At 57.1% G+C, this 23441-nt stretch carries 22 protein-coding genes; 14 read left to right on the forward strand and 8 right to left on the reverse strand.

The features are described 5' to 3' along the window. Nucleotides 1-51 precede the first annotated feature (51 nt). On the reverse strand, nucleotides 52-1584 hold the full coding sequence (locus tag C0U40_RS04775; RefSeq protein ID WP_101654558.1) for an AMP-binding protein: 1533 nt from the start codon (nucleotides 1582-1584) through the stop codon (nucleotides 52-54). A gap of 309 nt (nucleotides 1585-1893) precedes the next feature. Here C0U40_RS04775 and C0U40_RS04780 point away from each other — a divergent pair, with 309 nt between their 5' ends. The 3 genes from C0U40_RS04780 (at nucleotide 1894) to C0U40_RS04790 (ending at nucleotide 4206) form a co-directional block, all read left to right on the forward strand. Continuing rightward, entirely contained in the window at nucleotides 1894-2511 is a 618-nt protein-coding gene (locus C0U40_RS04780) for a TetR/AcrR family transcriptional regulator (RefSeq protein ID WP_101654559.1), read from the forward strand. 137 nt (nucleotides 2512-2648) lie between these two features. After that, a complete protein-coding gene (locus C0U40_RS04785; protein ID WP_101654560.1) occupies nucleotides 2649-3056 on the forward strand; it encodes a Zn-ribbon domain-containing OB-fold protein in 408 nt (135 codons plus the stop codon). A gap of 10 nt (nucleotides 3057-3066) precedes the next feature. Further along, complete coding sequence (locus tag C0U40_RS04790; protein ID WP_101654561.1) at nucleotides 3067-4206, forward strand: thiolase family protein; 1140 nt, start codon at nucleotides 3067-3069, stop codon at nucleotides 4204-4206. 34 nt (nucleotides 4207-4240) lie between these two features. On the opposite strand, the gene C0U40_RS04795 is transcribed toward C0U40_RS04790, so the two are convergent. Further along, a complete protein-coding gene (locus C0U40_RS04795) occupies nucleotides 4241-5308 on the reverse strand; it encodes an MBL fold metallo-hydrolase (protein ID WP_101654562.1) in 1068 nt (355 codons plus the stop codon). A 708-nt stretch (nucleotides 5309-6016) separates the two neighbouring features. Between C0U40_RS04795 and urtA the strand changes: the two genes are divergently transcribed. The 5 genes from urtA to urtE all read left to right on the forward strand — a co-directional run bounded on the left by urtA (nucleotide 6017) and on the right by urtE (nucleotide 11915). Further along, nucleotides 6017-7297, forward strand: a complete 1281-nt coding sequence (gene urtA, locus C0U40_RS04800) for an urea ABC transporter substrate-binding protein (RefSeq protein ID WP_101654829.1) — start codon at nucleotides 6017-6019, stop codon at nucleotides 7295-7297. A 73-nt stretch (nucleotides 7298-7370) separates the two neighbouring features. Continuing rightward, nucleotides 7371-9311, forward strand: a complete 1941-nt coding sequence (gene urtB / locus C0U40_RS04805) for an urea ABC transporter permease subunit UrtB (RefSeq protein ID WP_101654830.1) — start codon at nucleotides 7371-7373, stop codon at nucleotides 9309-9311. 3 nt (nucleotides 9312-9314) lie between these two features. Next, entirely contained in the window at nucleotides 9315-10481 is a 1167-nt protein-coding gene (urtC, locus tag C0U40_RS04810; RefSeq protein WP_101654563.1) for an urea ABC transporter permease subunit UrtC, read from the forward strand. Beyond that, the gene (urtD, locus tag C0U40_RS04815; RefSeq protein ID WP_101654564.1) at nucleotides 10478-11227 is read left to right on the forward strand and encodes an urea ABC transporter ATP-binding protein UrtD; all 750 of its coding nucleotides are present in this window, start codon (nucleotides 10478-10480) and stop codon (nucleotides 11225-11227) included. Before urtC ends, urtD begins: the two co-directional genes overlap by 4 nt. Then, a complete protein-coding gene (gene urtE, locus C0U40_RS04820) occupies nucleotides 11220-11915 on the forward strand; it encodes an urea ABC transporter ATP-binding subunit UrtE (RefSeq protein WP_101654831.1) in 696 nt (231 codons plus the stop codon). The genes urtD and urtE overlap by 8 nt, the downstream gene beginning before the upstream one ends. On the opposite strand, the gene rraA is transcribed toward urtE, so the two are convergent. The 6 genes from rraA to C0U40_RS04850 form a co-directional block, all read right to left on the reverse strand. Next, the gene (rraA, locus tag C0U40_RS04825; RefSeq protein WP_101654565.1) at nucleotides 11912-12403 is read right to left on the reverse strand and encodes a ribonuclease E activity regulator RraA; all 492 of its coding nucleotides are present in this window, start codon (nucleotides 12401-12403) and stop codon (nucleotides 11912-11914) included. The genes urtE and rraA overlap by 4 nt on opposite strands. Nucleotides 12404-12419: 16 nt before the next feature. After that, nucleotides 12420-13430, reverse strand: coding sequence for an ABC transporter ATP-binding protein (locus tag C0U40_RS04830; RefSeq protein ID WP_101654566.1), 1011 nt, complete (start codon nucleotides 13428-13430; stop codon nucleotides 12420-12422). Next, the gene (locus C0U40_RS04835) at nucleotides 13427-14410 is read right to left on the reverse strand and encodes an ABC transporter ATP-binding protein (protein ID WP_101654567.1); all 984 of its coding nucleotides are present in this window, start codon (nucleotides 14408-14410) and stop codon (nucleotides 13427-13429) included. The genes C0U40_RS04830 and C0U40_RS04835 overlap by 4 nt, the downstream gene beginning before the upstream one ends. Then, nucleotides 14407-15288, reverse strand: coding sequence for an ABC transporter permease (locus C0U40_RS04840; protein ID WP_101654568.1), 882 nt, complete (start codon nucleotides 15286-15288; stop codon nucleotides 14407-14409). The genes C0U40_RS04835 and C0U40_RS04840 overlap by 4 nt, the downstream gene beginning before the upstream one ends. Then, entirely contained in the window at nucleotides 15285-16259 is a 975-nt protein-coding gene (locus C0U40_RS04845; RefSeq protein WP_101654569.1) for an ABC transporter permease, read from the reverse strand. The genes C0U40_RS04840 and C0U40_RS04845 overlap by 4 nt, the downstream gene beginning before the upstream one ends. Nucleotides 16260-16330: 71 nt before the next feature. After that, nucleotides 16331-17920: an ABC transporter substrate-binding protein gene (locus C0U40_RS04850; protein WP_286134782.1), complete on the reverse strand. Its 1590-nt coding sequence runs from the start codon at nucleotides 17918-17920 to the stop codon at nucleotides 16331-16333. 160 nt (nucleotides 17921-18080) lie between these two features. Between C0U40_RS04850 and C0U40_RS04855 the strand changes: the two genes are divergently transcribed. Genes C0U40_RS04855 through C0U40_RS04880 form a run of 6 tightly spaced genes read left to right on the forward strand, consistent with a single transcriptional unit; the run spans nucleotide 18081 to nucleotide 23429 of the window. Beyond that, nucleotides 18081-18671, forward strand: a complete 591-nt coding sequence (locus C0U40_RS04855) for a MarR family winged helix-turn-helix transcriptional regulator (RefSeq protein WP_101654570.1) — start codon at nucleotides 18081-18083, stop codon at nucleotides 18669-18671. Beyond that, complete coding sequence (locus C0U40_RS04860; RefSeq protein ID WP_101654571.1) at nucleotides 18668-19387, forward strand: creatininase family protein; 720 nt, start codon at nucleotides 18668-18670, stop codon at nucleotides 19385-19387. Before C0U40_RS04855 ends, C0U40_RS04860 begins: the two co-directional genes overlap by 4 nt. Then, on the forward strand, nucleotides 19380-20399 hold the full coding sequence (locus C0U40_RS04865; RefSeq protein ID WP_101654572.1) for a ketopantoate reductase family protein: 1020 nt from the start codon (nucleotides 19380-19382) through the stop codon (nucleotides 20397-20399). The genes C0U40_RS04860 and C0U40_RS04865 overlap by 8 nt, the downstream gene beginning before the upstream one ends. Next, nucleotides 20396-21139 carry an SDR family NAD(P)-dependent oxidoreductase gene (locus C0U40_RS04870; protein WP_101654573.1) on the forward strand — a complete coding sequence of 248 codons (744 nt, stop codon included), beginning with the start codon at nucleotides 20396-20398 and terminating at the stop codon, nucleotides 21137-21139. Before C0U40_RS04865 ends, C0U40_RS04870 begins: the two co-directional genes overlap by 4 nt. A gap of 11 nt (nucleotides 21140-21150) precedes the next feature. Beyond that, on the forward strand, nucleotides 21151-22563 hold the full coding sequence (locus C0U40_RS04875) for a M20/M25/M40 family metallo-hydrolase (RefSeq protein ID WP_101654574.1): 1413 nt from the start codon (nucleotides 21151-21153) through the stop codon (nucleotides 22561-22563). Further along, entirely contained in the window at nucleotides 22560-23429 is an 870-nt protein-coding gene (locus C0U40_RS04880) for a DMT family transporter (RefSeq protein ID WP_101654575.1), read from the forward strand. The genes C0U40_RS04875 and C0U40_RS04880 overlap by 4 nt, the downstream gene beginning before the upstream one ends. The last annotated feature ends 12 nt before the right edge of the window (nucleotides 23430-23441 follow it).

Consider the following 23441-nt stretch of genomic DNA (forward strand, 5'->3'; position numbering starts at 1 on the left):
CCAGTATTGCCAACTCGCAAGCTGCTGCTTCCGACTTCGAACAGATAAACGTCATTGGCTCAGCAGGGCGCGAACGGCTTTGCGATCAGGTTTTCCAATCGCTGTAAGCGGGATCGCGTCTACAACATGGATGGCCTTGGGCGCATAGATTGGACCCTTCTTTTCTTTGACGAAATCTGCCAGTGCAGCGTGGTCAATTGTGCAACCCTCGCGCTGCACAACAACAGCAGTGACCGCCTCGCCCCACTTGTCATGTGGCAATCCCACGACGGCAACGTTGGCAATATCAGGGTGGCTTGACAGGGTATCCTCAACCTCACGCGGATAGACGTTGAAGCCGCCGGAAATTATTATGTCTTTCTTGCGATCAACCAGATAGAGGTACCCTTCGTCATCCTCGCGCGCCATATCGCCGGTGTGCAGCCAGCCCGAGCGGAAGGCTTCGGCAGTCTCTTCAGGACGCTTCCAATACCCTTCCATCACCAACTGGCTGCGAATGCACAGTTCTCCGATTTCCCCGCGAGCGACAGGTTGATCATTTTCATCAAGAATCGCGGTTTGAACGGACGCAGTCGGGTGTCCACAGGACGCCAGCAATTCTGGCCGCGCAGGATCGTGGTCTTCGCGGCGCAGGATGGTGATCTGCAACGGCACTTCGGTTTGCGCGTATCCTTGCATAAATACCGAACCGAAAAATTTGAGCGCCTGCTCAAGACGGGACGGCGAAATGGGCGAGGCACCGTAGATGACCAGTTCCAACGAGGACATCTTTTCAGCGACGACATCAGGATGATCCAAAAGAGCGTAGATCATCGTCGGCACAACAAAGGTCGCTGTGATCTTGTGTTCAAGAATCGTTGACTGGAAGCCTGTCGGGGTGAAGCCGTTGGCCATGACGACCATCCCGCCCTTAAGCAACACAGGAAGCACCAGCAAACCTGCCGCATGAGAAATGGGAGCAACGATCAGCATCCGGGTCTCTGCCGGCCATTCGTATTCGCCCAAGACAGTTTGAACACTATTCACAAAGGATGGATGACGGTGAATGGTGCCCTTGGGCATTCCGGTCGTTCCGCCTGTATAAACAACACAGACAATCTGCGATGGATCAAGTGTCGGGGACAGGTCGCCGGGCGTTTGTTCGTCGGCAAGGGCACTGATGTCAGTGTGACCTTCCAACGGCCCCAGAGTCGCGATCTTGCACGCTTTTGAAAGCGGTTCGATCCGTGCGGCATAAGCTGTCGACTCAACAACGAGCAGGTCGATTTCAGAGTCGCCGATGATGAACAAGTGGTCATCAAGGCTGCCCATCGGGTGCAACGCAGTATATCGCACTCCCATGCAGATTGAGGCAGCCATCACGCAATAGGCTTCGATGGTGTTCGTTACGAGCATCCCCACGGCATCGCCGTTCTTGAGGCCGAGCGCCGCAAAAGCAGATTTATACTGTGAAATTCTGGCGCCCAGCTGGCGGTACGTCAGTTTGCTTTTACCGTCGACGATCGCGGGTCTGTCGCCAAAGCGCCGTATCGCGCGATCAAATAATTCCCCCATTGTACAGGTCGAGCTTACAGGTGTGCTCATCGCAAATCCTCCCTTGCGCTGTTCAACTGACTCGATCCTCCCCGAGTCAGGCTCACTTACTTGCTGTTCGTCAAGCAAGTATTATTGTGGCGGGTTGCAATCCGTCAAGGGGTATCATCAGGTGGGGGGATAAATTGCGCTGCTGTGGCGATGCCTATGGTGACAACCTGTCGTGCCGGTCATTGGCTGGACGGCCAATAAACAATTGCATACTATAAAAAATGTGCTGCCTTGAAAGGATACATGGCCTGCATGAATACAGGCAGTATCTTGGATCTGCACTTACACAGACAAGAACTGGATTGACCGATGGCGACAGCCGTAAAAACTAAGAAACGCAGGACTCAAGCGGAACGCCGCGAAGAGGCGGAAGAAAAATTGATAGTGGCTGCAACGGAATTGGTCGCGATGAAAGGATTTGACGGATTTTCACTTGCAGAAGTCGGCGATCGGGCGGGGTATAGCCGTGGTCTGCCGGGGCATTATTTCGGGTCCAAGATAGAGCTACAGAACAGGGTCGCAGAATATGTTGTCAACGAATTCTACGTTGATGCAGCAAAGCTGGAAGTGCGCGAACACGGTCTTAAACGAATCGCCAGCTTGATCCGCCATTACCTTGTGTCTTCCAAGCTTGAACGGGTCAAAGCGCTTACATTCCTATTCACCCATGCCCAGCTTGAAGACAGTTTGAAGCAGACCATGACCAAACTGCACAATCAGGCACTTTCCGTTCTGAAGCAGGAAATCGAACTGGGCATTGAAAACGGAACAATTCGCAAAGATGTCGATTCCGACCTTCAGGCCGGGATCATTTATGCCTTCCTGCGGGGGCAGCTCGGTTTTGCTGTTCTTGACCCCGATTATGAAAACGTCAAATTGGGTGAAGCGTTCATCCAAAATCTGAAAAAATCATTAAGCGCTGAATGATCCAGTGATTGTCGCTTGATGTGTGCGTGGCACATCTGACAGGGGCTATCGGGCGCTAACGTCGGCCTTTTAAATACTTGTCATTTAGCAAGCAAGTATTTAACACTTGTGGCCATCGTTAGGGAGGCGAATTCGAGATGACCAATTCTACAACGGCATTGTTTCAGCAGGAAGGGACAGAAGCACTACCTTCAAGTCCTGCTTTGATCGGCGGCACGTGTAAAAGCTGTGGCGCCATATTTTTTCCAATGCAGAACTATGGCTGTGAGGAATGTGGATCGACCGAACTTGCGCCAAAGACGCTTACCGGTCGCGGGACGCTGATCGCATCGGCGCTGGTGCATATGCCGGTTGGCACGGAATATAAAGAACCCTTCGTTGTGGGCTCTATCCAAACCGAAGATGGCGCCATACTGCGAAGCCTTCTGGATGCACCGGCAGATGCTGCATTGACGCCGGGTATGACGATGGTGGCGAAGCTTACCCTCGAAACGCGCCCGAACCGTGGTGAGTACGACTTGCGCTTCACCCCGGCGCTGGATTGAGGATACGAACATGGCCAAACTTATCGGAGATCTCCGCCCTGTTTACGTCGTCGGTATCGGCTTTCATCCGTATCAGCGCAGCAGTGAAACCAGTTACGTCCAGCTCGGTCTGACCGCGGTTCGCGAAGCATTGTCGGATGCAGGCGTGACGTGGGAGGACGTCGAGTCTTCCTATGTGGCGCATGCCCTTTTGGGCATGGCAGTTGGCCGCCCGATGCTGCGCCATCTCGGTGATAGCGGACGCCCGATCGTTCATATCGAAAACGCTTCCGCCTCGGGGTCGGCTGCCGTTCGCCATGCGTGTATGGAAATCGCTTCGGGCATCAGCGATGTTGTGCTGGCAGTTGGCGTCGACAAACGGGAACAACCGGAGGTCTACCGCGCGAGCACCGGAGTGCCGAATCTGGCGGAAGACAGTATCCTTCCATTTACCCACTTCGCCCTGCTAACGGATGAATACGCGCACAAACACGGCGTAACCCCCGAGGATATGGCGCTTGTTGCGGTGAAAAATCACGCGAACGGTGCAAAGAATATCAATGCCCAACGTCAGAAAGTCCGCACCATCGAAGAGGTGATGAGCCGACCGATCTCGGGCTCCATCACTGCATTGCAATGCACACCTATCGGTGAGGGCGGTGCAGCGGTTATTCTTGCTTCGGAAGAAGGTATCAAGCGTTTGGGGCTGGATATGGGCCGCGCTGTGCGGATCGCATCCTCCGCCGCTGGCAGCGAACGGGCGGGTAACAACCTGAACCCCGACACAGCCCTTACAGCCGATATCATGCGCCTTGCCATAGCCCAGGCCCAGATCAACGCGAAGGATCTGGATATTCTGGAAGTACATGATGCCTTTTCGGTTGAAGAATTGCTTTACGCCGAGGCTATCGGAATATGCAAGCCGGGCCACTATGTGCCGATGCTGAAAGAAGGTGCTTGGGATATTGGCGGTCGCTGTGCCGTCAGCCCGTCAGGGGGACTTCTTGCGATGGGCCATCCTGTCGGCCCGACCGGGATCGGGCAGGTGGGCGAGATCACCCGTCAGCTTCGCGGCGAGGCAGGCGAGCGACAGCATAGGAACGCCAAGACCGGACTGGCCCATATGGTGGGGGTCGGCGCGGTCTGCTATGCGCATGTCCTGACGAAATAGACCCTATTGGAACACGTAAGGTGATCGGGCGATTTCAAGTCGCCCGCCACCACGCGACGCCATCGGCATCAATCTCGCGCACGGCCTCACCGCGCGTGCGTAGACAATGCAGGTTGGCCAAAGCCTCGCCGGCGGCAAGGCCATAAATGCTTTCCGTTACCTTGCAGTTGAACAGAACTTGAAAAAGGTCAATGACCCGTTTGGGCTCCTGAATCTCCGCGAGCGCATTCTTCAGGTCTTGCTCGTGACCTTTGATCAGCGTGTCAATGCGCGCGTGCAAGCCGCGATAGGGATCGCCATGGGATGGCAGCACCAACACGTCATCCGGTATCTCTGATTTAATCCGTGCCAGACTGCTCAGCCAATGCGTCATCGGGTCAGCTTCGGGATTGCGCGCGCGGACCGAAACGTTAGGTGTGATCTTCGGTAGGACCTGATCGCCGGCAATGAACAGTTTTCGTTTTTCATTATAGAGGCAGGCGTGTTCCGGCGAATGGCCGGAGCCTATGACGACCTGCCATGCGTCCCCCCCCAACGTCAGTATGTCACCTGCCGCAATACGCTCAAACTCCGCTGGTGGCGTGCGGACAAGCCCGCTATAGGAACGTTGTAGCTGCATATTTGCCTCGACTAAAACATCACTGCCGCCAGCCGCGCGAAAGAAGGCCACCTGTCGCGCATCGCGCTCCGGCGACATGCCCTTGGCCAGTTCGACAAGTTCTCTCTCTTCCTCCAAAGTGATCAAAACAGGCGCACCACACCGCCCGCTAATCCACCCGGCCAAACCACCGTGATCAGGGTGCCCGTGTGTCAGAACCAAACGGCCCACATTTTGCGGTTTAATGGTGGTGGCGAAAATCTCATCCCAAGCGGCGACGGTTTCAGGGGAATCGATGCCCGTATCAATAATGCTCCAAGTCCCTTCATGGCGGAAAAGCCAGATGTTGACCGACCCCAATCCACCACCAACCGGCATCCGCGCCCAAAGCAGGTTCTCCGACACCTCGACGGTGGAACCGTCCCCGATGGGCGGAACATGGTCGCCATATGGGAAATTCAACAGGTTTTTGACCTCGAGCCGAGACTTCGCTTGGTAAACCATTCTGGACCGTCCTCATTAAGCATGTGCCGGAATAGGTAGGAACATGCTTGCTATACATCAAGTAAATTATTGGAGTCACCCGAGGCCGTGGAAGGGGAGGACTGCTTGGTCTTCTACGGATTCGGCGCAACTGCCACTGGAACCGCGTCCGCGCTGGGTGCTGCAACCGGGTCACATCATGCAGTATCCCCGTAGGGGCTCATCGAGGCATGGTCGCTCTCGATCAGGTTGCGCTACCAGTTTCTGTTGATGTGCCGAATGCCGTCAAAATGTGGATCATAGTGGTGTTTTACCTGCGCTTGATGGGGCTTTCAGTCCATGAAAATGGATGATTCCACAAAAATAGAGGCCAAGTTTTCCGGCTTCACGCGGCGTAGGACGGTCTGGTTGCGCTGGCTTTGGATGCAGAAATGACTCTTAAACTGTCGGGTTATTAAGCAGCGGACCGGTCTCTTGCGAAATAATTGGGCAAAAGGGTCTGCTCGGGTTTCGGGTTGGATTAATTTCTAGCCATTTTCTGCGCCGCAGCATGTGCTGTTGTTGCCCGAATGTCTCGGGCGTCGCGTGACGGGCTATCCTGGCAGATTTTTCCCGCCACACGACCACAACACAACTGTTGCGGGTCCAGCCTATTAAGTTGGTCCACCGTTGGAAAGGGGCGCGAGCACCTTTGCAGCGACCCGCGGCGAAAACGGGGAATTTATTTTGATGACTTACAAAACTTCCGGGGTGGTTCTTGCTGCCTTGCTCGGTTCTACGACACTGGCCGCTGCTGAATGTGCTGATCCGATCAAAGTCGGTGTCCTGCACTCCTTGTCCGGTACAATGGCGATTTCCGAAACGACTCTCAAAGACACAATGGAATTGCTGGTTGAAACCCAGAATGCAGCGGGCGGTTTGCTGGATTGCCAGATTGAAACTGTCGTGGTCGATCCTGCTTCCGACTGGCCGCTGTTTGCGGAAAAAGCGCGCGAGTTGCTGACCGTAAATGAAGTCGATGTGATTTTCGGCAGCTGGACTTCGGTCAGCCGCAAATCCGCACTTCCGGTTCTGGAAGAGCTGAACGGTCTGATGTTCTATCCGGTTCAATACGAAGGTGAAGAAAGTTCCAAAAACGTCTTCTACACTGGTGCAGCGCCGAACCAGCAGGCAATTCCGGCTACCGATTATTTCCTCGAAGAACTCGGCGTTGAAAAATTTGCGCTGCTTGGGACAGATTATGTTTACCCGCGCACAACGAACAACATCCTTGAATCCTACCTGAAGTCCAAAGGCATCGCAGAAGAAGACATCTTTGTGAACTACACGCCTTTCGGTCATTCCGACTGGGCCACGATTGTGGCTGATGTGGTTGCACTGGGTGCAGACGGCAAACAGGTTGGCGTGATCTCAACCATTAACGGCGACGCAAACATCGGTTTCTACAAGGAACTGGCCGCAGCGGGCGTGTCTGCGGACGATCTGCCGGTTGTTGCTTTCTCGGTCGGGGAAGAAGAACTCTCCGGTCTGGATACGTCTGATCTGGTGGGGCATCTGGCAGCTTGGAACTACTTCCAGTCTGCGGAATCAGAAGCGAATGAAAAATGGGTTGCTGCGTGGAAGGCCAAGATGGGCGAAGACCGTGTGACCAATGATCCGATGGAGGCCCACTATATCGGCTTCAACATGTGGGTGAACGCTGTCAAACAGGCCGGCACGACGGATGTAGATGCCGTGCGCGAAGCGATGTACGGACAGGAATTCCCGAACCTGACAGGCGGCACGGCTGTAATGTTGCCAAACCACCATCTGGCCAAACCTGTTCTGATTGGCGAGATCACTGCCGAGGGTCAGTTTGACATTGTAAGCCAGACCGAAGAAGTGCCGGGCGATGCCTGGACCGACTTCCTGCCAGAATCTGCGGTTCTGACCTCTGACTGGAAAGAGCTTGGCTGCGGCATGTACAACACAGAAACCAAGACCTGTGTTCAGCTGACATCCAACTACTAAGCATCGTGTCCGGGGGCGCAGGACTGTCCTGCGCCCCTGATGACTTGTGACCCAAAAGATCGGCTCCCTTTCCATGTTCCGTCTGTTCTCACTGGCTGTGTCCTTCTGGCTGCTGCTGTCCTCATCCCTCTTTGCCCAATCGCTGCAGGATATTTTGCAAACCCATGCAGCCGAGGTGGCAAAACCGTCCCGCAGCAGTGTCAGCGTGGTTCTGGATGATCTGGTTGCAAGCGGATTGCCTCAGGCGCTGCCCTTTCTGGAGGCTTGGCGCGACCGTGAGATTGTTCAGCGGGAGAGCGACGGGCTGTTCTTTCGCAGCACGGAAACCGCCGGTGAAGTGCAATTACTGGATCTCGACAGTGGCGAGATGATCGCTGCAGGAGACCAAGACCTGCAAAAGGTTCGTCCCAATGGCGGGGTGCGTCGCGCCATCGGGGATGCTCTGGTACAGTTCCAGCTTTCCGATCCCGATATTATCAAACGGCAGGCCGCCGTTGATGCGATCGCCCGCAGCATGGATGCAAGCCAGCTTGGCCCGCTGCAAGCCTCTGTCGCAGGCGAAACGGACGCAAACCTTAAAAGGGTGAAACAACGTCTCGCCGGTATGCTGGTGGCAACATTCGGCGAAACACCGCAGGACCGGATCGCTGCGATCGAGGAACTGTCAGGAGATCTTTCAGTAGATACCCGTGCGGTGCTCAACACCATTCTGGCCACAAATTCCGCCGTGTCCGAAACCTTGCCGGAAGAGGGGAACCTAGCAAAGGTTCTGACCATCGGAGAGGATATTTCGCCGGAAGACGCCTATAGCCGTCTGGTGGCAGAGAACCTTGCGCCTGCGCCTGTCAGCAAGGTTGCAATCCGCGATGCTCTGCTGGCCCATATGGACGGCGGGAGCGTTGGTGGCGTTCCGGTATCCGAGCTTGGCAGTGATGTTACGCGGGCAAGAGCCTATGACCGGCTTGCAGAAGACGGGCTGGTTCCGCCCCGTGTCAGTGAGGCCGCCCGGACGGAGGCCGTCGCCGCCCATAAGTTCTATCTGGAATATGTTGAATCCGATCCTTCTGTAACAGACGCTGCGCGCGCGGCCCTGAACGGGATCGAAACCAGTGTGGCGCTCAGTCAGACAGTGGATCTCGGTCTTGATGCGCTCTCGCTCGCCTCGATCTACTTTCTCGCAGCGATTGGCCTTGCCATTACTTTCGGTGTGATGGGGGTTATCAATATGGCCCATGGCGAGTTCATTATGATGGGGGCTTATACGGGCTATGTCGTGCAGCAGTTCGTGCCCGATTATACTGTGTCGATCATCATCGCGCTGCCGCTGGCTTTCGCCATAACCTTTGCCGCAGGGGTAGCGATGGAGCGGCTGGTGATCCGGCATCTGTACCACCGCCCGCTAGAGACCCTTCTGGCGACTTTCGGGATTTCCATTGCTTTACAGCAACTGGCTAAGAACATCTTTGGCACACAGGCACGGCCGCTGACCTCGCCCGAGTGGCTTGACGGGGCGCTGGTGTTTAATGACGTGATTGCAATCAGCTATATCCGTATCGCGATCTTTGTGTTGGCGCTTCTGTTCCTGATGGTGATCCTGTTCGTGCTGAAACGCACACGGCTGGGGCTGGAAGTGCGGGCTGTGACCCAGAACCCCGGAATGGCGGCATCCATGGGGATCAATCCCGACCGGATCAATATGATGACCTTCGGGTTGGGTTCCGGCATTGCAGGCATCGCAGGGGTAGCGATCGGGCTGTATGCCAAAGTTACCTCGGAGATGGGCGCGGATTACATCGTCCAAAGCTTTATGACAGTGGTTGTAGGCGGCGTTGGCAATGTCTGGGGTACGCTGGCGGGGGCATCGCTGATCGGGTTCCTACAAAAAGGGATCGAGTGGCTGAACCCGTCAAACACGCTGGCCGCGCAAACCTATATGATCCTGTTCATCATCCTTTTCATTCAATTCCGTCCCAAGGGCATTGTTGCCCTCAAGGGTCGTGCTGCGGCGGATTAAACCATGCGCAAAACCTTTTTGTCCCAAAATCCATCAGTTCTGATCTTCATCGCTCTGCTTGCGGTCTTTACCATCGTGGTTACACTTTTGTCCGAAGTGACCGGCGTGGGGCTGATCTCTACGTCTTTCGTAAAAACGTTGGGCAAGACCCTGTGTCTTTCGCTGGTTGCCATCGCCATGGATGTGGTCTGGGGCTACTGCGGAATTCTCTCGCTCGGGCATTTCGCCTTTTTCGGCATCGGCGGCTATGCCATCGGCATGTGGCTTATGTATGCGCGCACTGAAGGCATTGTGATGACAAGCCTTGCGAGCCAGCCACTTCCGCCCACACCTGCCGAGATTTCCGATGCGATTGGCAACCAGATATTCGGCGTGGTTGGCAGTTCCGAATTTCCGCTGATCTGGGCCTTCGCGGACAACCTTTTTGTGCAGCTGCTGATGGTAGTTCTTGTGCCGGGATTGCTGGCGCTGGTGTTCGGCTGGCTGGCTTTCCGCAGCCGCGTGACGGGGGTTTACCTGTCGATCCTGACGCAGGCGATGACCCTCGCGCTGGCATTGTACCTGTTTCAGAACGACAGCGGTCTGCGCGGTAACAACGGCCTGTCCGGTCTGCAAAACATTCCGGGGTTCGAGGAAACTTCGCAGGCCAAGGTGTCGATTGCTTTCTTTATCGCATCTGCCTTTGCGCTGGGCGCGGCCTATATCGGCTTTGCGTGGATTGTGTCGGGAAAGATGGGCAGCATCGTGCAGGGCATCCGCGACAACGAGGCCCGCGTCCGGTTTCTGGGCTATCACGTGGAAAGCTACAAACTGTTCATCTTCACCACCACTGCTGTCGCCGCTGGCATTGCCGGCGCGCTTTATTACCCGCAGGCCGGTATTATCAACCCGGGAGAAGTCGCACCAATCGCGTCGATCTATCTGGCAGTCTGGGTCGCGATTGGCGGGCGGGGGCGGCTGTATGGTGCGGTGATCGGCGCGGTGTTCGTCTCTCTTCTATCCAGCTGGTTCACAGGGGGTGGCGCGCCGAACGTCAATCTGGGTTTCTACACGATACAATGGACCGACTGGTGGCTGGTGCTGCTGGGCATGTCGTTCGTCGCCGTGACCTTGTACTTCCCCAAGGGTATTGGCGGGCTGTTTGACTATCTGGTGAGGAAACCCTCATGAGCATGCTGCTGGAAGTGAATGGCGTCAGCGTTACCTTTGACGGGTTTCGTGCCATTAATAACCTGTCGATCAACTTCGCCCCGACGGAATTACGCGCGATCATCGGGCCGAACGGGGCGGGCAAGACCACCTTTATGGATATTGTTACCGGCAAGACCAAACCGGATGAAGGCACGGTGATCTGGGGAGAGCGGAACATTTCGCTGCTTGGCATGTCCGAAAGCCAGATCGCGCGGGAGGGGATCGGGCGCAAGTTTCAGAAACCCACCGTGTTCGAGGCCCAGACCGTGCGGCAGAATCTTGCGATGGCGCTGAAGACACCCCGCGGGCCGTTTTCGGTGTTGATGCACAAGAAGACCAAGGCAAACGGGGCAAGGATCGAGGCGGTGGCAGAGCAAATCGGACTGGCCGATAGTCTGACCCGCAGCGCCGGAGAGCTGAGCCACGGGCAAAAACAATGGCTGGAAATCGGGATGCTGCTGGCGCAGGAGCCCCGCTTGATGCTGGTGGATGAACCCGCTGCGGGCATGACGCCGGAGGAACGGGAAAAAACCACCGATATTCTGCGAGAGGCTGCCAAGACCCGCGCTGTTGTGGTGGTGGAACACGATATGGAATTTGTGCGCCGTTTGAACTGTAAGGTGACGGTACTTCACGAAGGCTCTGTACTGGCCGAGGGAAGCTTGGATCATGTGACTTCCGACCAGACGGTAATTGATGTTTATTTGGGACGGTCCCATGCTTGATGTGCAAGATGTTACGCTGAAATACGGTCAGAGCCAGATCCTCTTTGATGTCTGTCTGCGGGCCGAAGTCGGGCAGATTACGGCGGTGATGGGCAACAACGGGGTCGGGAAAACCAGCCTGTTGAAAGCTGTTTCAGGCCGCCATCCGCTGGGCGGCGGATCTGTGGCCGTCGCCGGAGAAGCGGTAACGCTCAGTTCCGCATTTCAGGCAGCCCATGCGGGTATCGCCTATGTACCCCAAGGCCGCGAAGTGTTTCCCATGATGACAGTGCTGGAAAACCTTGAGACCGGATTTGCCTGCCTGCCTAAGGCGGATCATAGTATTCCCGACTTCATCTTTGATCTGTTTCCCGTACTCAAGGACATGCAAAAGCGCCGTGGGGGGGATCTGTCAGGTGGACAGCAACAGCAGCTTGCTATTGCCCGCGCGCTGATCACCAAGCCAAAGGTGCTGCTGCTGGACGAGCCGACAGAAGGCATCCAGCCCAATGTGATCCAGCAAATCGGGGACGCGCTGGAAACCCTGCGGGGGCAGGGGGAAATGGCGATTGTTCTGGTGGAACAAAACGCGGATTTTGCCTATCGCATTGCCGATACTTTTGTCGTGATGGAACAGGGGCGCGTTAAACGCAGCGCTGGTAAGGCTGATTACAGCAAGGATGCTCTGATGGCGGATCTTGCGCTTTAGGCAATGTTCAATGCGTGGGGCGCGACGATAACACAGTCGCGGTCTGCGTAAATCCAGTTCCCGGATATGACAGTAGCGCCCCCGATCACGACAGGGATACCGCTGCTGGAGGGATTTGGCGCGGGTCCGCGCCGCGCCGTGGTGCCAAGGGCTTTCACCCCGATTTCCAGCGCATCTATGCCACTGCTGTCTCTTACTGCGCCGTTGATCACGATGCCGGCCCAGCCGTTGTTTGCAGCTATATCCGCAAGCCTGTCGCCCAACACACCGACCCGCAGAGAGCCTTTACCGTCAACAACCAGAACGCGGCCCTCGCCCTTGGTTTCAAGGATTTCCAATACGGGGCGATGGTCTTCGAACACCGCGACGGTGACGCAGTCACCGGAAAAACACATGTGCTTTCCGAACGACCGAAACTGAACGTCGCAGGTTTGCAGAAGATCGGGGTGTGCATCAAACAGATCGGCAGTCGAAAAGGCTTGTGGCATCGCGGGGGCTTTCTGTTCAGGCAGTGGCTTTCGCAAGCTGCTTTTCAAAGTGATGGCAGGCAACGGCGCGCAGCTCTGCTACGGGTTGCGTGGCGGGTTGCTGCGCGCTGCACTGCTCGCTCGCCAGCGGGCAGCGCGGATGATAATAACAGCCCGACGGTGGCGACAGGGGGGAAGGGACTTCGCCCTCGATCGTCTCGAAATGTACCAGTTCGTCCGCATCAAGTACCAGTTTCGGCACACTTCCGAACAGCGCGGACGTATAGGGGTGGGCCGGGGTTCCGAAGACCTCGGCGACAGGCCCCAATTCTACGATCCGCCCCAGATACATGACCGCCACGCGGTCGCTGACGTGTTGTACTACGGACAGATCGTGGCTGATGAAGACACAAGTCAGTTCCAGATCGTGGGTCAGTTCCAGAAACAGGTTTATTATCTGCGCCTGAATTGACACATCCAGCGATGCGACGGGTTCATCACAGATCAGTACATCGGGTTGCATGGCCAGTGCGCGGGCGATGGCAATGCGCTGTCGCTGGCCACCGGAAAACTGGTGCGGATAACGGTCTGCCCAGACCGGATCAAGCCCGACCCGTTCAAACCATCCGGCGACATACTCGCGGGCCGCGCCCTTGGTGGTCAGCCCGTGGGCGATCGGGCCTTCGGCCACGGTGTCGCCCACCTTCATACGGGGATCAAGGCTGGCAAACGGATCTTGAAAGACGGTTTGCACGCGGGTTGTTACCTTGGTGCCGTTTTCCATCACCGGCTTGCCGTCAATTGTGACGCTGCCGGTCGTCGGGGGGAGGATACCTGCAATCAAACGGCCAAGCGTGGATTTCCCGCAGCCGGATTCACCAACCAGCCCCAAAGTCTCGCCTTTGCGGATAGACAGGGACACATCTGAGACCGCCCGCACAGAGCGGGTTTCCACCTTGCTGCCAAGCTTCGCGGCGATCTTTTCGCCGGTTGTCAGGTTCGGACCGAACAAGCGGGAGACATTGTCGATGCTGAGAAAACTGCTCATGCGGGAACCTCTGCTGTACGGGTAACTGGGTGGAAACAGCGCCAGCCGCGATTGTCTTGGTGGGTCATGTCCGGATCTGTCTTGCACGTGTCCGTAGCGCGGTCACAACGGGGTGCAAAGGGGCAGCCCTCGGGCAGGGAGAGCAGAGACGGTGTCGTGCCGGGTATCTGCGTCAACGGAGTGCCCGGGGCTGCCATTGCCGGCAGGGAGGCGATCAGCCCTGCCGTATAGGGGTGGCGGGGATCGCGCAGCAGGGTCGCCGTCGGCCCCTGTTCCACGATACGGCCCGCGTACATTACTGCCAGTTTGCTGGCGAGACTGGAGACCACTGCCAGATCGTGGCTGATCCACACCATCGCCGTTCCTGTTTCACGGGCCAGATCGCGCATCTGGAACAGGATTTGTGCCTGTATCGAGACATCAAGCGCGGTTGTCGGCTCGTCCGCAACAATCACGGCAGGGCGGTGCAATAGCGCAATGGCAATGGCAACACGCTGGCGCATCCCGCCGGAAAACTCATGGGGATAGGCCCGAAGCCGTTCCTTTGCCGACGGGATGCCCACCTGTGTCAGCAACTCTGCTGCACGCGCCTCGGCTGCCCGTGCACCAAGCCGTTCGTGGGCATCAATCGCCATGCGCATCTGCTGTCCAATGGTTAACATCGGGTTCAGCGTGGCTATCGGATCCTGAAAGATCATTGAGATGTCATGCCCGCGCAGGCTGCGCAATTCGGCAGCGGAGAGGGTCGTCAGTTCGGTGCCTTTCAGTTTGACCGAACCGCTCACGATCCGCCCCGGTGCATCTACCAGCCCCAGCAGGGAAAATCCGGTAACGGTCTTGCCCGATCCGCTTTCTCCGACCAGTCCCATGATCTCGCCTTCGGCCAGATCGAAGGAAATCCCGTCCACTGCTTTCACCACACCGGCACGGGTGAAGAAATGGGTTTTCAGGTCTTTAACGCTAAGTACGGGATCACTCATTTGCGAAGCCTCGGGTTGAATTGGTCGCGGATCTGGTCGCCAACAAGGTTGATCGCGACAATCAGGATGATCAGGGCAACGCCGGGGTAGAAGGAAATCCAGTAACGGCCGCTCATCATGTAGGGGAAGCCGTTGGAGATCAGCATCCCGAGCGAGGGTTCCGTAACGGGCAGCCCCAGCCCCAGAAAGCTGAGTGTTGCCTCCAGCGAGATGGAATTGGCAATCTGCACGGTGGCCACAACGATCAGCGGCGGGGTGCAGTTGGGCAGCAGGTGGCGCAACACCACCAGACGGCCGCTCATCGGTGTTGCAAGGGCTGCTTCGATGTAGTCCTTGCCGCGCTCCGCCTTGGCCGCGCCATAGGCGGTGCGGGCGAAGTAAGCGTATTGCGCAGCGACCAGCGCCCCGATCAGCTGTGCCTTGCCCTGACCGAGCAGCGCAACGATCACCAGTGCCAGCAGGATAGCCGGAAACGACAGTTGCAGATCGACAGCCCGCATGATCAGCGTTTCAACCCGCCCGCCGATATAAGCAGCAAGGATGCCAAGCGTCGTCCCGAGACTGAGCGATACAATACCAGCAGCAAGGCCGATCTGGATCGAAATACGCAGGCCATAGAAAATTGCCGACAACAGGTCACGTCCTTGCGGATCAGTGCCCAGCAGGTGGGTATAACCGCCAGAGCCGACAAAACCGGGGGGGCGGCGGCTGTCCATCAGGGACAGGTTGGCCATGTCATAGGGGTTCTGCGGCGACACAAAGGCGGCAAACAGTGCCAGCAGCATCATCAGGATCACAACAACCAGTGCGACGACTGCGACTTTATTCTCGCGGAACTCTGCCCAGAAGCGGCTTAAGGGGGTGCTATTGTTCTTCATGATGTCGCCCCTTGACGCACGCGCGGATCAATCAGGGCAAAGACCAGATCAATCACAAAGTTGATGGTAACAAAGAGGAACGCCACAAGGATCAGGTAGGCCACCATGACAGGGCGGTCCAGAACGCCGATACTGTCGATGATCAGCTTGCCCACACCGGGCCATGAAAAGATCGTTTCCGTCACAACCGCAAAGGCCAGTGTCGAGCCGAGTTCGAGACCAAAGACCGTCAGGATCGGGATCGAGATCAGTTTCAACAGGTGGCGGCGCAGGATTGTGCCTTCGGAAATACCCGCAGCGCGGGCGAATTTGATGGTGTCGGTCAGCATGATCTCGCGGGTTCCGGCACGGGCCAGTCGGATCATCATGGCCAGCTTGAACAGCGCCAGATTTACCGCTGGCAGCACGATATGGGACAACCCGTCAAGCGTCGGGAAAGACCACGCCACGCCCCAGATTTCTACGGTTTCACCGCGTCCACCAGCGGGCAGCCATCCAAGGTGAACGGCAAAGAACAGGATCAGGATCAGGCCAACCCAGAAAGAGGGCACCGAAAACCCGAGCACCGAAACCCCCATGATGGTTTTGGAAATCCAGCTTTCGGGACGATAGCCTGCATAAACGCCAAGGCTGACGCCCAGAACCGTGGCCGAAATGACAGAGATCAGGACCAGTTCCAGCGTTGCGGGCAGGCGGCCGCCGATCAGTTCAAGAACGGGTACGTTATAGACAAACGACCGGCCCAGATCGCCTTGCAGCAGATTGCCCATGAAGATGAAGTATTGTTTGTACAAAGGAAGGTCGAGGCCAAGCCGCCGGATCGCAGCTTCGCGGATTTCCTGTGTGGCCTCTGGCGGAATGACAATGTCGATAGGGTTGCCGATGGCATACACACCGCAGAATACGATGACCGACATAACAGCCATGACAACGACGGCCTGCAAAAAACGTTGGATGATGAAGCCGAGCATGGGTGCTCCCTTTGGGCCAAGCAAAGGCCGGGCGGCATCTCTGCTGCCCGGCCCTGTGTTAAACGAGACGATTAATTCGCAGGTTTGATAAAGAACGCCAGTGTGTCTTCGTCAAAGCGTGGGGTGAATTCCACCGAACCCGCTTTGGCGCCCCAGACGGTCTGAAGTTGCACCAGAGAGATATAGGCTTTGTCGGCCATAACCTTTTCCATTGCTTCTTCGTAGGTTGCGCGGCGTTCGTCCTCGTCCATCATGGTTGCGCCGGTTTGCAGAAGACGATCCACATCGTCATTCTTGTAGGCGATGCGGTTGAACGCTCCCAGCTTTACCTCAGGATTGTTGGAGTGTGCCAGACCGCCCAATGTGTAGGATGCCTCGCCTGTCAGTGTGCCCCAACCGTTCATGAACATGGAGTATTCCAGACGGGACTGGGCAGGGAAATACACGGTCTTGGAAACTGCGTTGACGTTGGTGTCGATGCCCACTTGGGTCAGCATCTGGCCAAGGCCCTGACAGATTGCGCCGTCGCCTGGAAGGCGGTCGCTTGTGCAGTAGAGATCAACCTCGAACCCGTCCGCATAGCCTGCTTCAGCCAGCAGTTCTTTTGCTTTGGCAGGATTGTATTCCGGCATCGGGATGTCTTCGCTGGAGCCGAAGAACCCTGGAGGCATCATTTGGTTGGCCGGTTTCCCAAGACCTTCCAGCACGATTTCAACCATGGTCTCACGGTCAATTGCATAGTCGATGGCCTGACGGACTTTCAGATCGCGCAGCGGGTTTTCTGCCAGTTCCGAACCGTCTTTGGCCCGTACCAGAGGCGTCTTCTCACGCTGGTCCAGTTGCAGGTTCATCACATAAACACTGTCACCCTTGATCGCATCGACGCTCGAATCACGCTCAAGCGCGAGATAATCCACGGAAGATACATAGTTGATCACATCAACCTGACCGGCTTTCAGTGCAGCCAGACGGGAACTGTCGTTAGGGATTTCCTTGCGGATCACTTTTTCCCATGCGCCTTTGCCACGCCAGTAGTCGTCGTTGCGTTCTAGTACAAGATCGCCCTTTGGCTCCCAGCTTACGTATTTGTAAGGGCCGGTTCCGATCGTTGCCGCACCGGAATTGAAGCCTTCTGCTGCGGTTTCGGGGGTGGAATAATCCGCCGCAGCCTCGGAAGAGACAATGAACAGGCGGATGAAATCGTTTGGCAGGGTCGCTGCCTGACCGTCTGTGTGAATGTGGATTGTGTGAGGGTCGATGATGTCGACACCGGCAACACGGCGCACATAGATGGCGGTCGTTGTCGGGCCGGTGACAACAGGAATACGTTCGATCGAGAATTTAACGTCTTCTGCATCAAAGTCCGAACCGTCATGGAACTTCACGCCTTCGCGCAGTTTGAACTCCCATGTGTCCTCGTCCACGGGTTTCCAGCTTGTAGCCAGACCCGGTTCGATTTGCAGGTCGGTGCCCGACCAGACTAGCGTGTCAAAAATATGCTTGGCCGCTTCCGCGTGCGATCCAAGTGCGGAGAAATGCGGATCCATTGATTCCGGTCCGCCGCGCACACCCATTGTCAGTGTTTGCGCTGATGCGGCGGCAGCCGCAGTCAGCCCAATCGTGACGGCAAGTGGTGCAAGGAACTTTGTATACTTCATCATTTTCCCTTCCCGTTGGAGGATGGCTGCGTCGTGCCCCATCCGAAGAATTATTTGAAACGGTGTTCCATTTGGAACTTGTAATCCCACAATGTGGTGAGTTATCATCGTAGTCAAGTTCAATTTGGAACTTAGTTATGTGCATTGAGGGATTGATTGTATTATGTCAGCTGCAAGCGGCGCTTCTGAACAAAAGATTGGCACTTCTGAATCCGCACAGGATTTGGATGATCTGCCGGACATGCTTGAGGCAAAGTTGTGGGAGAACCCGTGCCCGTTTACCTTCCGGATCAACTATCTCGCGCTGCTGTATAACACGCCGCTTTATTCATGGATTCAGGACACATACGGGTTGAAGCGGCATGAGTACGTCGTGATCTATTCACTGGCCTTGGCCAATGGTGGTAGCGCGCGGGATATATCGCGCACGTCCGGTTTTCCCAAAAATACCCTGAGCCGCGCGGTCAAGCGGCTGGAGCTTATGGGGCTGCTGGAGGAACGCAGCAAGGCACCGGGTGGCGGTCGCAGGCAGGCACTGCGCCTGTCTGAAAAAGGCTGGAAGCTGTTCAACGAAACCGTGCCCGTGTTCGAATCCTATGAAGAAAGAATGCTGACTCCCCTGTCCAAAGGGGAGCGCCAGATCCTGTTCGAATTGATGTCCAAAGTCGTTGTCGGGGCAGAGGACTGGGCGGATGATCTGCCCCAAGCCGGAGCAAAGGGCTCCACCAGAAATACCAAAGGAGAGACGCAATGAATGTTGCCGATATGAACTGGCGCGATGTCGAGGCGGCCGCCGCCAGAGATCCGCGCTGTATCCTGCCGATCGGATCGACGGAGCAACACGCACAGCTTTCCCTTTGCGTGGATATGATTCTCGCAGAGAAGGTCGCCACAGACGCGGCGGCGCCTCTGGAAATTCCGGTGTTTCCGGTGATGCCCTACGGCTTGGCTCCTTACTTTAATGCCTATCCGGGAACGATCTGCCTTCGGGTGGAAACCCTGATGGCGGTTGTGCGCGATATTGTGGCTTCTTTGCGCCGCTCCGGTTTTCGCCAGATCCTGATTGTGAACGGGCACGGTGGTAACAATCCGGTCGGTGCGCTGGCGCAGGAATTGCTTTCGGAATACGGCGATATTTCGATCAAGTTCCACAACTGGTGGAATGCGCCCCAGACATGGGCGAAAATACAGGAAACCGATCCGTCAGGCTCTCATGCCAACTGGATGGAAAACTTCCCGTGGACCCGACTCGCCCATGCGGCGGCACCGGAAGGGGAAAAGCAGGGTGTGGATATGGCGCTGATGAAAGCTGCACCACCTGCGCAAGTCCGCGAGATGCTGGGCGATGGTTCCTTTGGGGGACGCTGGCAGCGCCCTGATGATGAGATGCAGGCGATCTGGGATGTTGGCGTTGCTGAAACGCGCGCTGCGCTGGAAGGGCCATGGCCGGAGCTTGGCAAAAATGACTGAACCGGTTCTGATCTGGGGCGCCGGGGCAATCGGTGGCATTCTGGGGGCCTATTGGGCGCGGGCGGGTGTGCCGGTGCTTATGGTCGATATCGTGCCTGAACATGTGACGGCCTGCGCCACTACGGGTCTGTCAATCGAAGGGCCGGTCGAGACCTTTACGCAAGTTGTGCCATGTGTAACGCCGGAGCAATTGCAAGGCACCTACAGCCGCATTGTTCTGGCTGTTAAAGCACAGGCAAGCGAAGCTGCGCTGGAGCAGTTGAAACCGCATCTGACGGCGGACGGTTACGTCCTGTCTGCGCAGAACGGGTTGAACGAACACACAATCGCGCGGCACGTCGGGCCGGAGCGCACGATGGGTGCTTTTGTAAACTACGGTGCGGACTGGATCGGGGCAGGGCGCATCCTGTTTGGCAACCGCGGGGCAGTGGTGGTCGGGGAGATCGACAACAGCATCCGTCCGCGCACGCAAGAGATGTTCGAGCTCTTGCAGATTTTCGAACCGGATGCCGTGCTGAGCGATGACATCTGGGCCTATCTCTGGGGCAAGCTCGGCTACGGGGCCATGTTGTTTGCAACCGCTCTGACGCCTGACAGTATGACCGAAAATTTCGCAGATCCCGCGCGGGGACCGGCACTGATGGGGCTGGCACGGGAAGTCATGCAAACAGCCGTGGCTGAAGGGGTCGATCCCAAACCCTTTAACGGGTTCGAACCGGCAGCTTTCATGCCGGGTGCCGGTGATGCTGCCGCGCTCAAAAGCCTGTCGGATCTTGCGGATTTCAACTCCAAAACCGCCAAGACCCATACGGGGATTTACCGTGATCTGGCGGTGCGCAAACGCAAGACAGAAGTGGACCCGCAAGTGGGCGCGGTGGCTGAAATCGCCGCGAAGCACGGAATTGACACACCTTTACTGCGGCGTCTGGTGGAACTGATCCACGATATTGAAGACGGACGGCGCGAGATGTCGCAAGAAACCTTCCACGAACTGACCAAGGTGCTGGCATGAGCGGACGTATTGCACTTGTTACCGGGGTCGTCGGTGGTATCGGCGCGGCGATTGCCGCCCGTCTGGCCGCTGAAGGTGCCAAGGTTGTTGTGACCGATCTGGCCGGTGAGGGGTTAACCCGAGCGGCAGAGCAACTGGGTCTGCCTGCTGTTGCTGCCGATCTGACCGACACCGCATCCGTGCAGCAGATGGTGCAGCAGATCACCGCCGAACATGGCGCGCCGGACATTCTGGTGAATGCGGCAGGGGGCGTGTGCAATCAGGTGGGCACGCCGCTGGAAGAGGTGCAGCCTGAAAACTGGCACCGGATTTTCGCAGTCAACGTTGATGCCACGCTTTACCTTTCACAAGCCCTTGTTCCGGCCATGAAAACCGCGGGCTGGGGACGGATCGTCACGATCAGTTCAGGTGCCGGATTGCGCCCGAGCCTGACAGGCATTCACGCCTATACTGCCGCCAAACATGCTCTGGTCGGGCTGACTAAACAGCTTAGCCTTGAACTCGGCCAGCACGGGATCACGGTGAATTCCATCGCACCCGGTTTCATCCTGTCCAATCCTGCCACACAACGCCAGTGGGAAGCTTTCGGGCCAGAGGGACAGGCACAACTGGTTAACCGGATTCACACCCGCAAACTTGGCACTCCCGAAGATATTGCCGCCGCCGCCGCCTTTCTGACCGGATCAGAGGCGGGATGGATCACAGGCCAGATCCTGAGCGTTGATGGCGGCGTAACCTGAAGAGAAGACCTATGACAGACCCAGTTGTTTCCCGTGCTCTGGAGCAAGAGCCACGCTTGATCGAAACCCTGAAAACGCTTGTTGCCTGTCCTTCGGTCGGGGCTGATCCGGCGATGGCACAGGGTATGGAAGACGCCCGCAAGCTGATCGAATCCCAGCTGTCGGATATGGGTTTCGAGAACATGCAAAGGCTGACGCCGCCGGACGGCAGCGGAGAGCCGGCGCTTTACGGCGAACGTATGGACGCGCCCGGAAAGCCGGTGATACTGGTCTATGCCCATTATGATGTGCAGCCTGCGGATCCGCTGGAAAAATGGGACACGCCGCCTTTTGAAGCGGTAGAGCGGGACGGCCGCCTGTTCGGGCGCGGGATTTCCGATGACAAGGCGCCGATGCTGATCGCGCTCGAATCCCTTGCGGCCTTCATCAAAGTCGAAGGCAAGCTGCCGGTGAACGTCAAATTGCTGATCGAAGGGGAAGAGGAAACAGGTTCGCCTTCACTGCCCGGCATTCTGGAAACCCACTGTGAATTGCTGGCCGCGGATGCGGTGCTCTCAGCGGACGGGGCCCGGTGGCGGCCTGATCTGGTGGCGCTGAATGTCGGGTCGCGCGGGAACACAGGGTTCGAGGTGCGGGTGCAAACCGCCGCGCAAGACCTGCATTCGGGCCGTTATGGCGGGATTGTTGCCAACCCGCTACATGTACTGTCGTCGTTGATCGCAAGCCTGCATGACGAAAACGGGCATATCGCGGCGGAGGGGTTCTATGACGGGGTGGCAGAGCCGACAGAGGCAGAGCGCGCGGAAATCGCTGCGATTCCTTTTGATGAAAAGGCGACATTCGGAGCGATCGGTGCGCGGCCCAGCGGTGAGGCGGGCTATAACAGTCTGGAACGGTTGTGGATGCGGCCGACACTGGATGTGAACGGCATGTGGGGCGGTTACATCGGGGCGGGGTCCAAAACGGTGATCCCGAACGAAGCTTTTGCCAAGCTGACCATGCGGCTGGTGCCCGGACAGGATCCCCAGAAGGCAAAAGAGGCGGTGATCAACCATTTGCGCCACCGCCTGCCGCCCGAAGCGACACTGGAAATCATCGGAGAACGCGGGCAGGGCGGGGCTTATGCGGTGCCCGCGGACCATCCCTTGCTGGCAGCAGCCGTTGCCGCGTTGAAACATACCTCGGGCGAGACGCCGCTGAAGGTACGCATTGGGGCATCCCTGCCGCTGACCGAGATTGTCTCGCGTATTCTGGGGCTTGATACGGTGATGTTCTCTTTTGCATTGTCGGATGAAAACTTTCACGCGCCGAATGAATTCTTCCGCCTTTCGTCGATCCCTGACGGGCTGGCGTCCTGGGTGCAAATCCTGCGAGAGATTGCAAAACTGTCCCCTGCGGACTTTGCCGCGTACCGACGCAAGTGACCGGTCCGGCAGAGGTAAACAACAGATACGGCGCGACCCTGCTTGTGGCGGCGGCCGGATTGTACACGGCTGATGTCACTGTTCTTCGGTTCCTTTCGCCAGAGGTTCCTTTCGCGCAGATCATCTTTTTCCGCTCGCTGTGCCAGCTTGTGATTGTGGCGCTCTGGATCGGCTGGAAAAGCCCCGCGCTTTATGGTTCGTCGCGCTGGGGCAAGCTGGTCCTGCGGGGGCTGACAAGCCTTGTTTGCTGGTGGCTCTACTATGCGAGCTTCCAAAAGCTTGACCTTGCGCTGGCTTCGACCCTAACGTTTACGACCTCTTTATTTGTCGTTGGTCTGGCGCCGCTGCTGTTGGGCGAAAAGATAAACATGTTGCGCAAACTGACCACGGGGTTCGGTTTCTTCGGCGTAATCCTTGCCAGCGGGGTAAGCGGGTTGGTGCTGGAAACCGGCGTGCTTCTGGGGCTTGGCTCTGCGCTGGCGGCGGCGGTACTGATCTTTCAAAACAGGGTTCTGGCCCGCACCGAGCACACCGCAACAATCATGTTCTGGATCGGCCTTGTTGCTACGGCAGGAACCTTGCCCGGTGCCGTGACAGGCTGGACCGGTGTTACCCTTCCCGATCTTGCGATCCTTGTAACGGCAGGTCTGCTTGGCACGCTCGGGATGTTGTTCACGGTTGAAGCCTATCGCTATGGCGAGGTTTCGGCCCTTGCAACCTTTCCCTACATCCGGCTGTTTTTTGCGCTGGCCATCGGATATTTCCTCTTTGCAGAAATGCCCACCTTACGCGAATTGATCGGGGCCGCGATTATCGTGGTCTGCGGTCTGGCCGCCCGTGAACACCGCCGCCCTGTCACCCCCTGATCGACCATTACC

This window comes from Neptunicoccus cionae (genome assembly GCF_002860325.1).
Lineage (GTDB): Bacteria > Pseudomonadota > Alphaproteobacteria > Rhodobacterales > Rhodobacteraceae > Amylibacter > Amylibacter lutimaris.

What these genes read in the sequence shown, in the direction of transcription:
- C0U40_RS04775 (WP_101654558.1), bottom strand. Translation starts at nt 1,584, where the DNA reads ATGAGCACACCTGTAAGCTCGACCTGTACAATGGGGGAATTATTTGAT.
- C0U40_RS04780 (WP_101654559.1), top strand. Translation starts at nt 1,894, where the DNA reads ATGGCGACAGCCGTAAAAACTAAGAAACGCAGGACTCAAGCGGAACGC.
- C0U40_RS04785 (WP_101654560.1), top strand. Translation starts at nt 2,649, where the DNA reads ATGACCAATTCTACAACGGCATTGTTTCAGCAGGAAGGGACAGAAGCA.
- C0U40_RS04790 (WP_101654561.1), top strand. Translation starts at nt 3,067, where the DNA reads ATGGCCAAACTTATCGGAGATCTCCGCCCTGTTTACGTCGTCGGTATC.
- C0U40_RS04795 (WP_101654562.1), bottom strand. Translation starts at nt 5,308, where the DNA reads ATGGTTTACCAAGCGAAGTCTCGGCTCGAGGTCAAAAACCTGTTGAAT.
- urtA (WP_101654829.1), top strand. Translation starts at nt 6,017, where the DNA reads ATGACTTACAAAACTTCCGGGGTGGTTCTTGCTGCCTTGCTCGGTTCT.
- urtB (WP_101654830.1), top strand. Translation starts at nt 7,371, where the DNA reads ATGTTCCGTCTGTTCTCACTGGCTGTGTCCTTCTGGCTGCTGCTGTCC.
- urtC (WP_101654563.1), top strand. Translation starts at nt 9,315, where the DNA reads ATGCGCAAAACCTTTTTGTCCCAAAATCCATCAGTTCTGATCTTCATC.
- urtD (WP_101654564.1), top strand. Translation starts at nt 10,478, where the DNA reads ATGAGCATGCTGCTGGAAGTGAATGGCGTCAGCGTTACCTTTGACGGG.
- urtE (WP_101654831.1), top strand. Translation starts at nt 11,220, where the DNA reads ATGCTTGATGTGCAAGATGTTACGCTGAAATACGGTCAGAGCCAGATC.
- rraA (WP_101654565.1), bottom strand. Translation starts at nt 12,403, where the DNA reads ATGCCACAAGCCTTTTCGACTGCCGATCTGTTTGATGCACACCCCGAT.
- C0U40_RS04830 (WP_101654566.1), bottom strand. Translation starts at nt 13,430, where the DNA reads ATGAGCAGTTTTCTCAGCATCGACAATGTCTCCCGCTTGTTCGGTCCG.
- C0U40_RS04835 (WP_101654567.1), bottom strand. Translation starts at nt 14,410, where the DNA reads ATGAGTGATCCCGTACTTAGCGTTAAAGACCTGAAAACCCATTTCTTC.
- C0U40_RS04840 (WP_101654568.1), bottom strand. Translation starts at nt 15,288, where the DNA reads ATGAAGAACAATAGCACCCCCTTAAGCCGCTTCTGGGCAGAGTTCCGC.
- C0U40_RS04845 (WP_101654569.1), bottom strand. Translation starts at nt 16,259, where the DNA reads ATGCTCGGCTTCATCATCCAACGTTTTTTGCAGGCCGTCGTTGTCATG.
- C0U40_RS04850 (WP_286134782.1), bottom strand. Translation starts at nt 17,920, where the DNA reads ATGATGAAGTATACAAAGTTCCTTGCACCACTTGCCGTCACGATTGGG.
- C0U40_RS04855 (WP_101654570.1), top strand. Translation starts at nt 18,081, where the DNA reads ATGTCAGCTGCAAGCGGCGCTTCTGAACAAAAGATTGGCACTTCTGAA.
- C0U40_RS04860 (WP_101654571.1), top strand. Translation starts at nt 18,668, where the DNA reads ATGAATGTTGCCGATATGAACTGGCGCGATGTCGAGGCGGCCGCCGCC.
- C0U40_RS04865 (WP_101654572.1), top strand. Translation starts at nt 19,380, where the DNA reads ATGACTGAACCGGTTCTGATCTGGGGCGCCGGGGCAATCGGTGGCATT.
- C0U40_RS04870 (WP_101654573.1), top strand. Translation starts at nt 20,396, where the DNA reads ATGAGCGGACGTATTGCACTTGTTACCGGGGTCGTCGGTGGTATCGGC.
- C0U40_RS04875 (WP_101654574.1), top strand. Translation starts at nt 21,151, where the DNA reads ATGACAGACCCAGTTGTTTCCCGTGCTCTGGAGCAAGAGCCACGCTTG.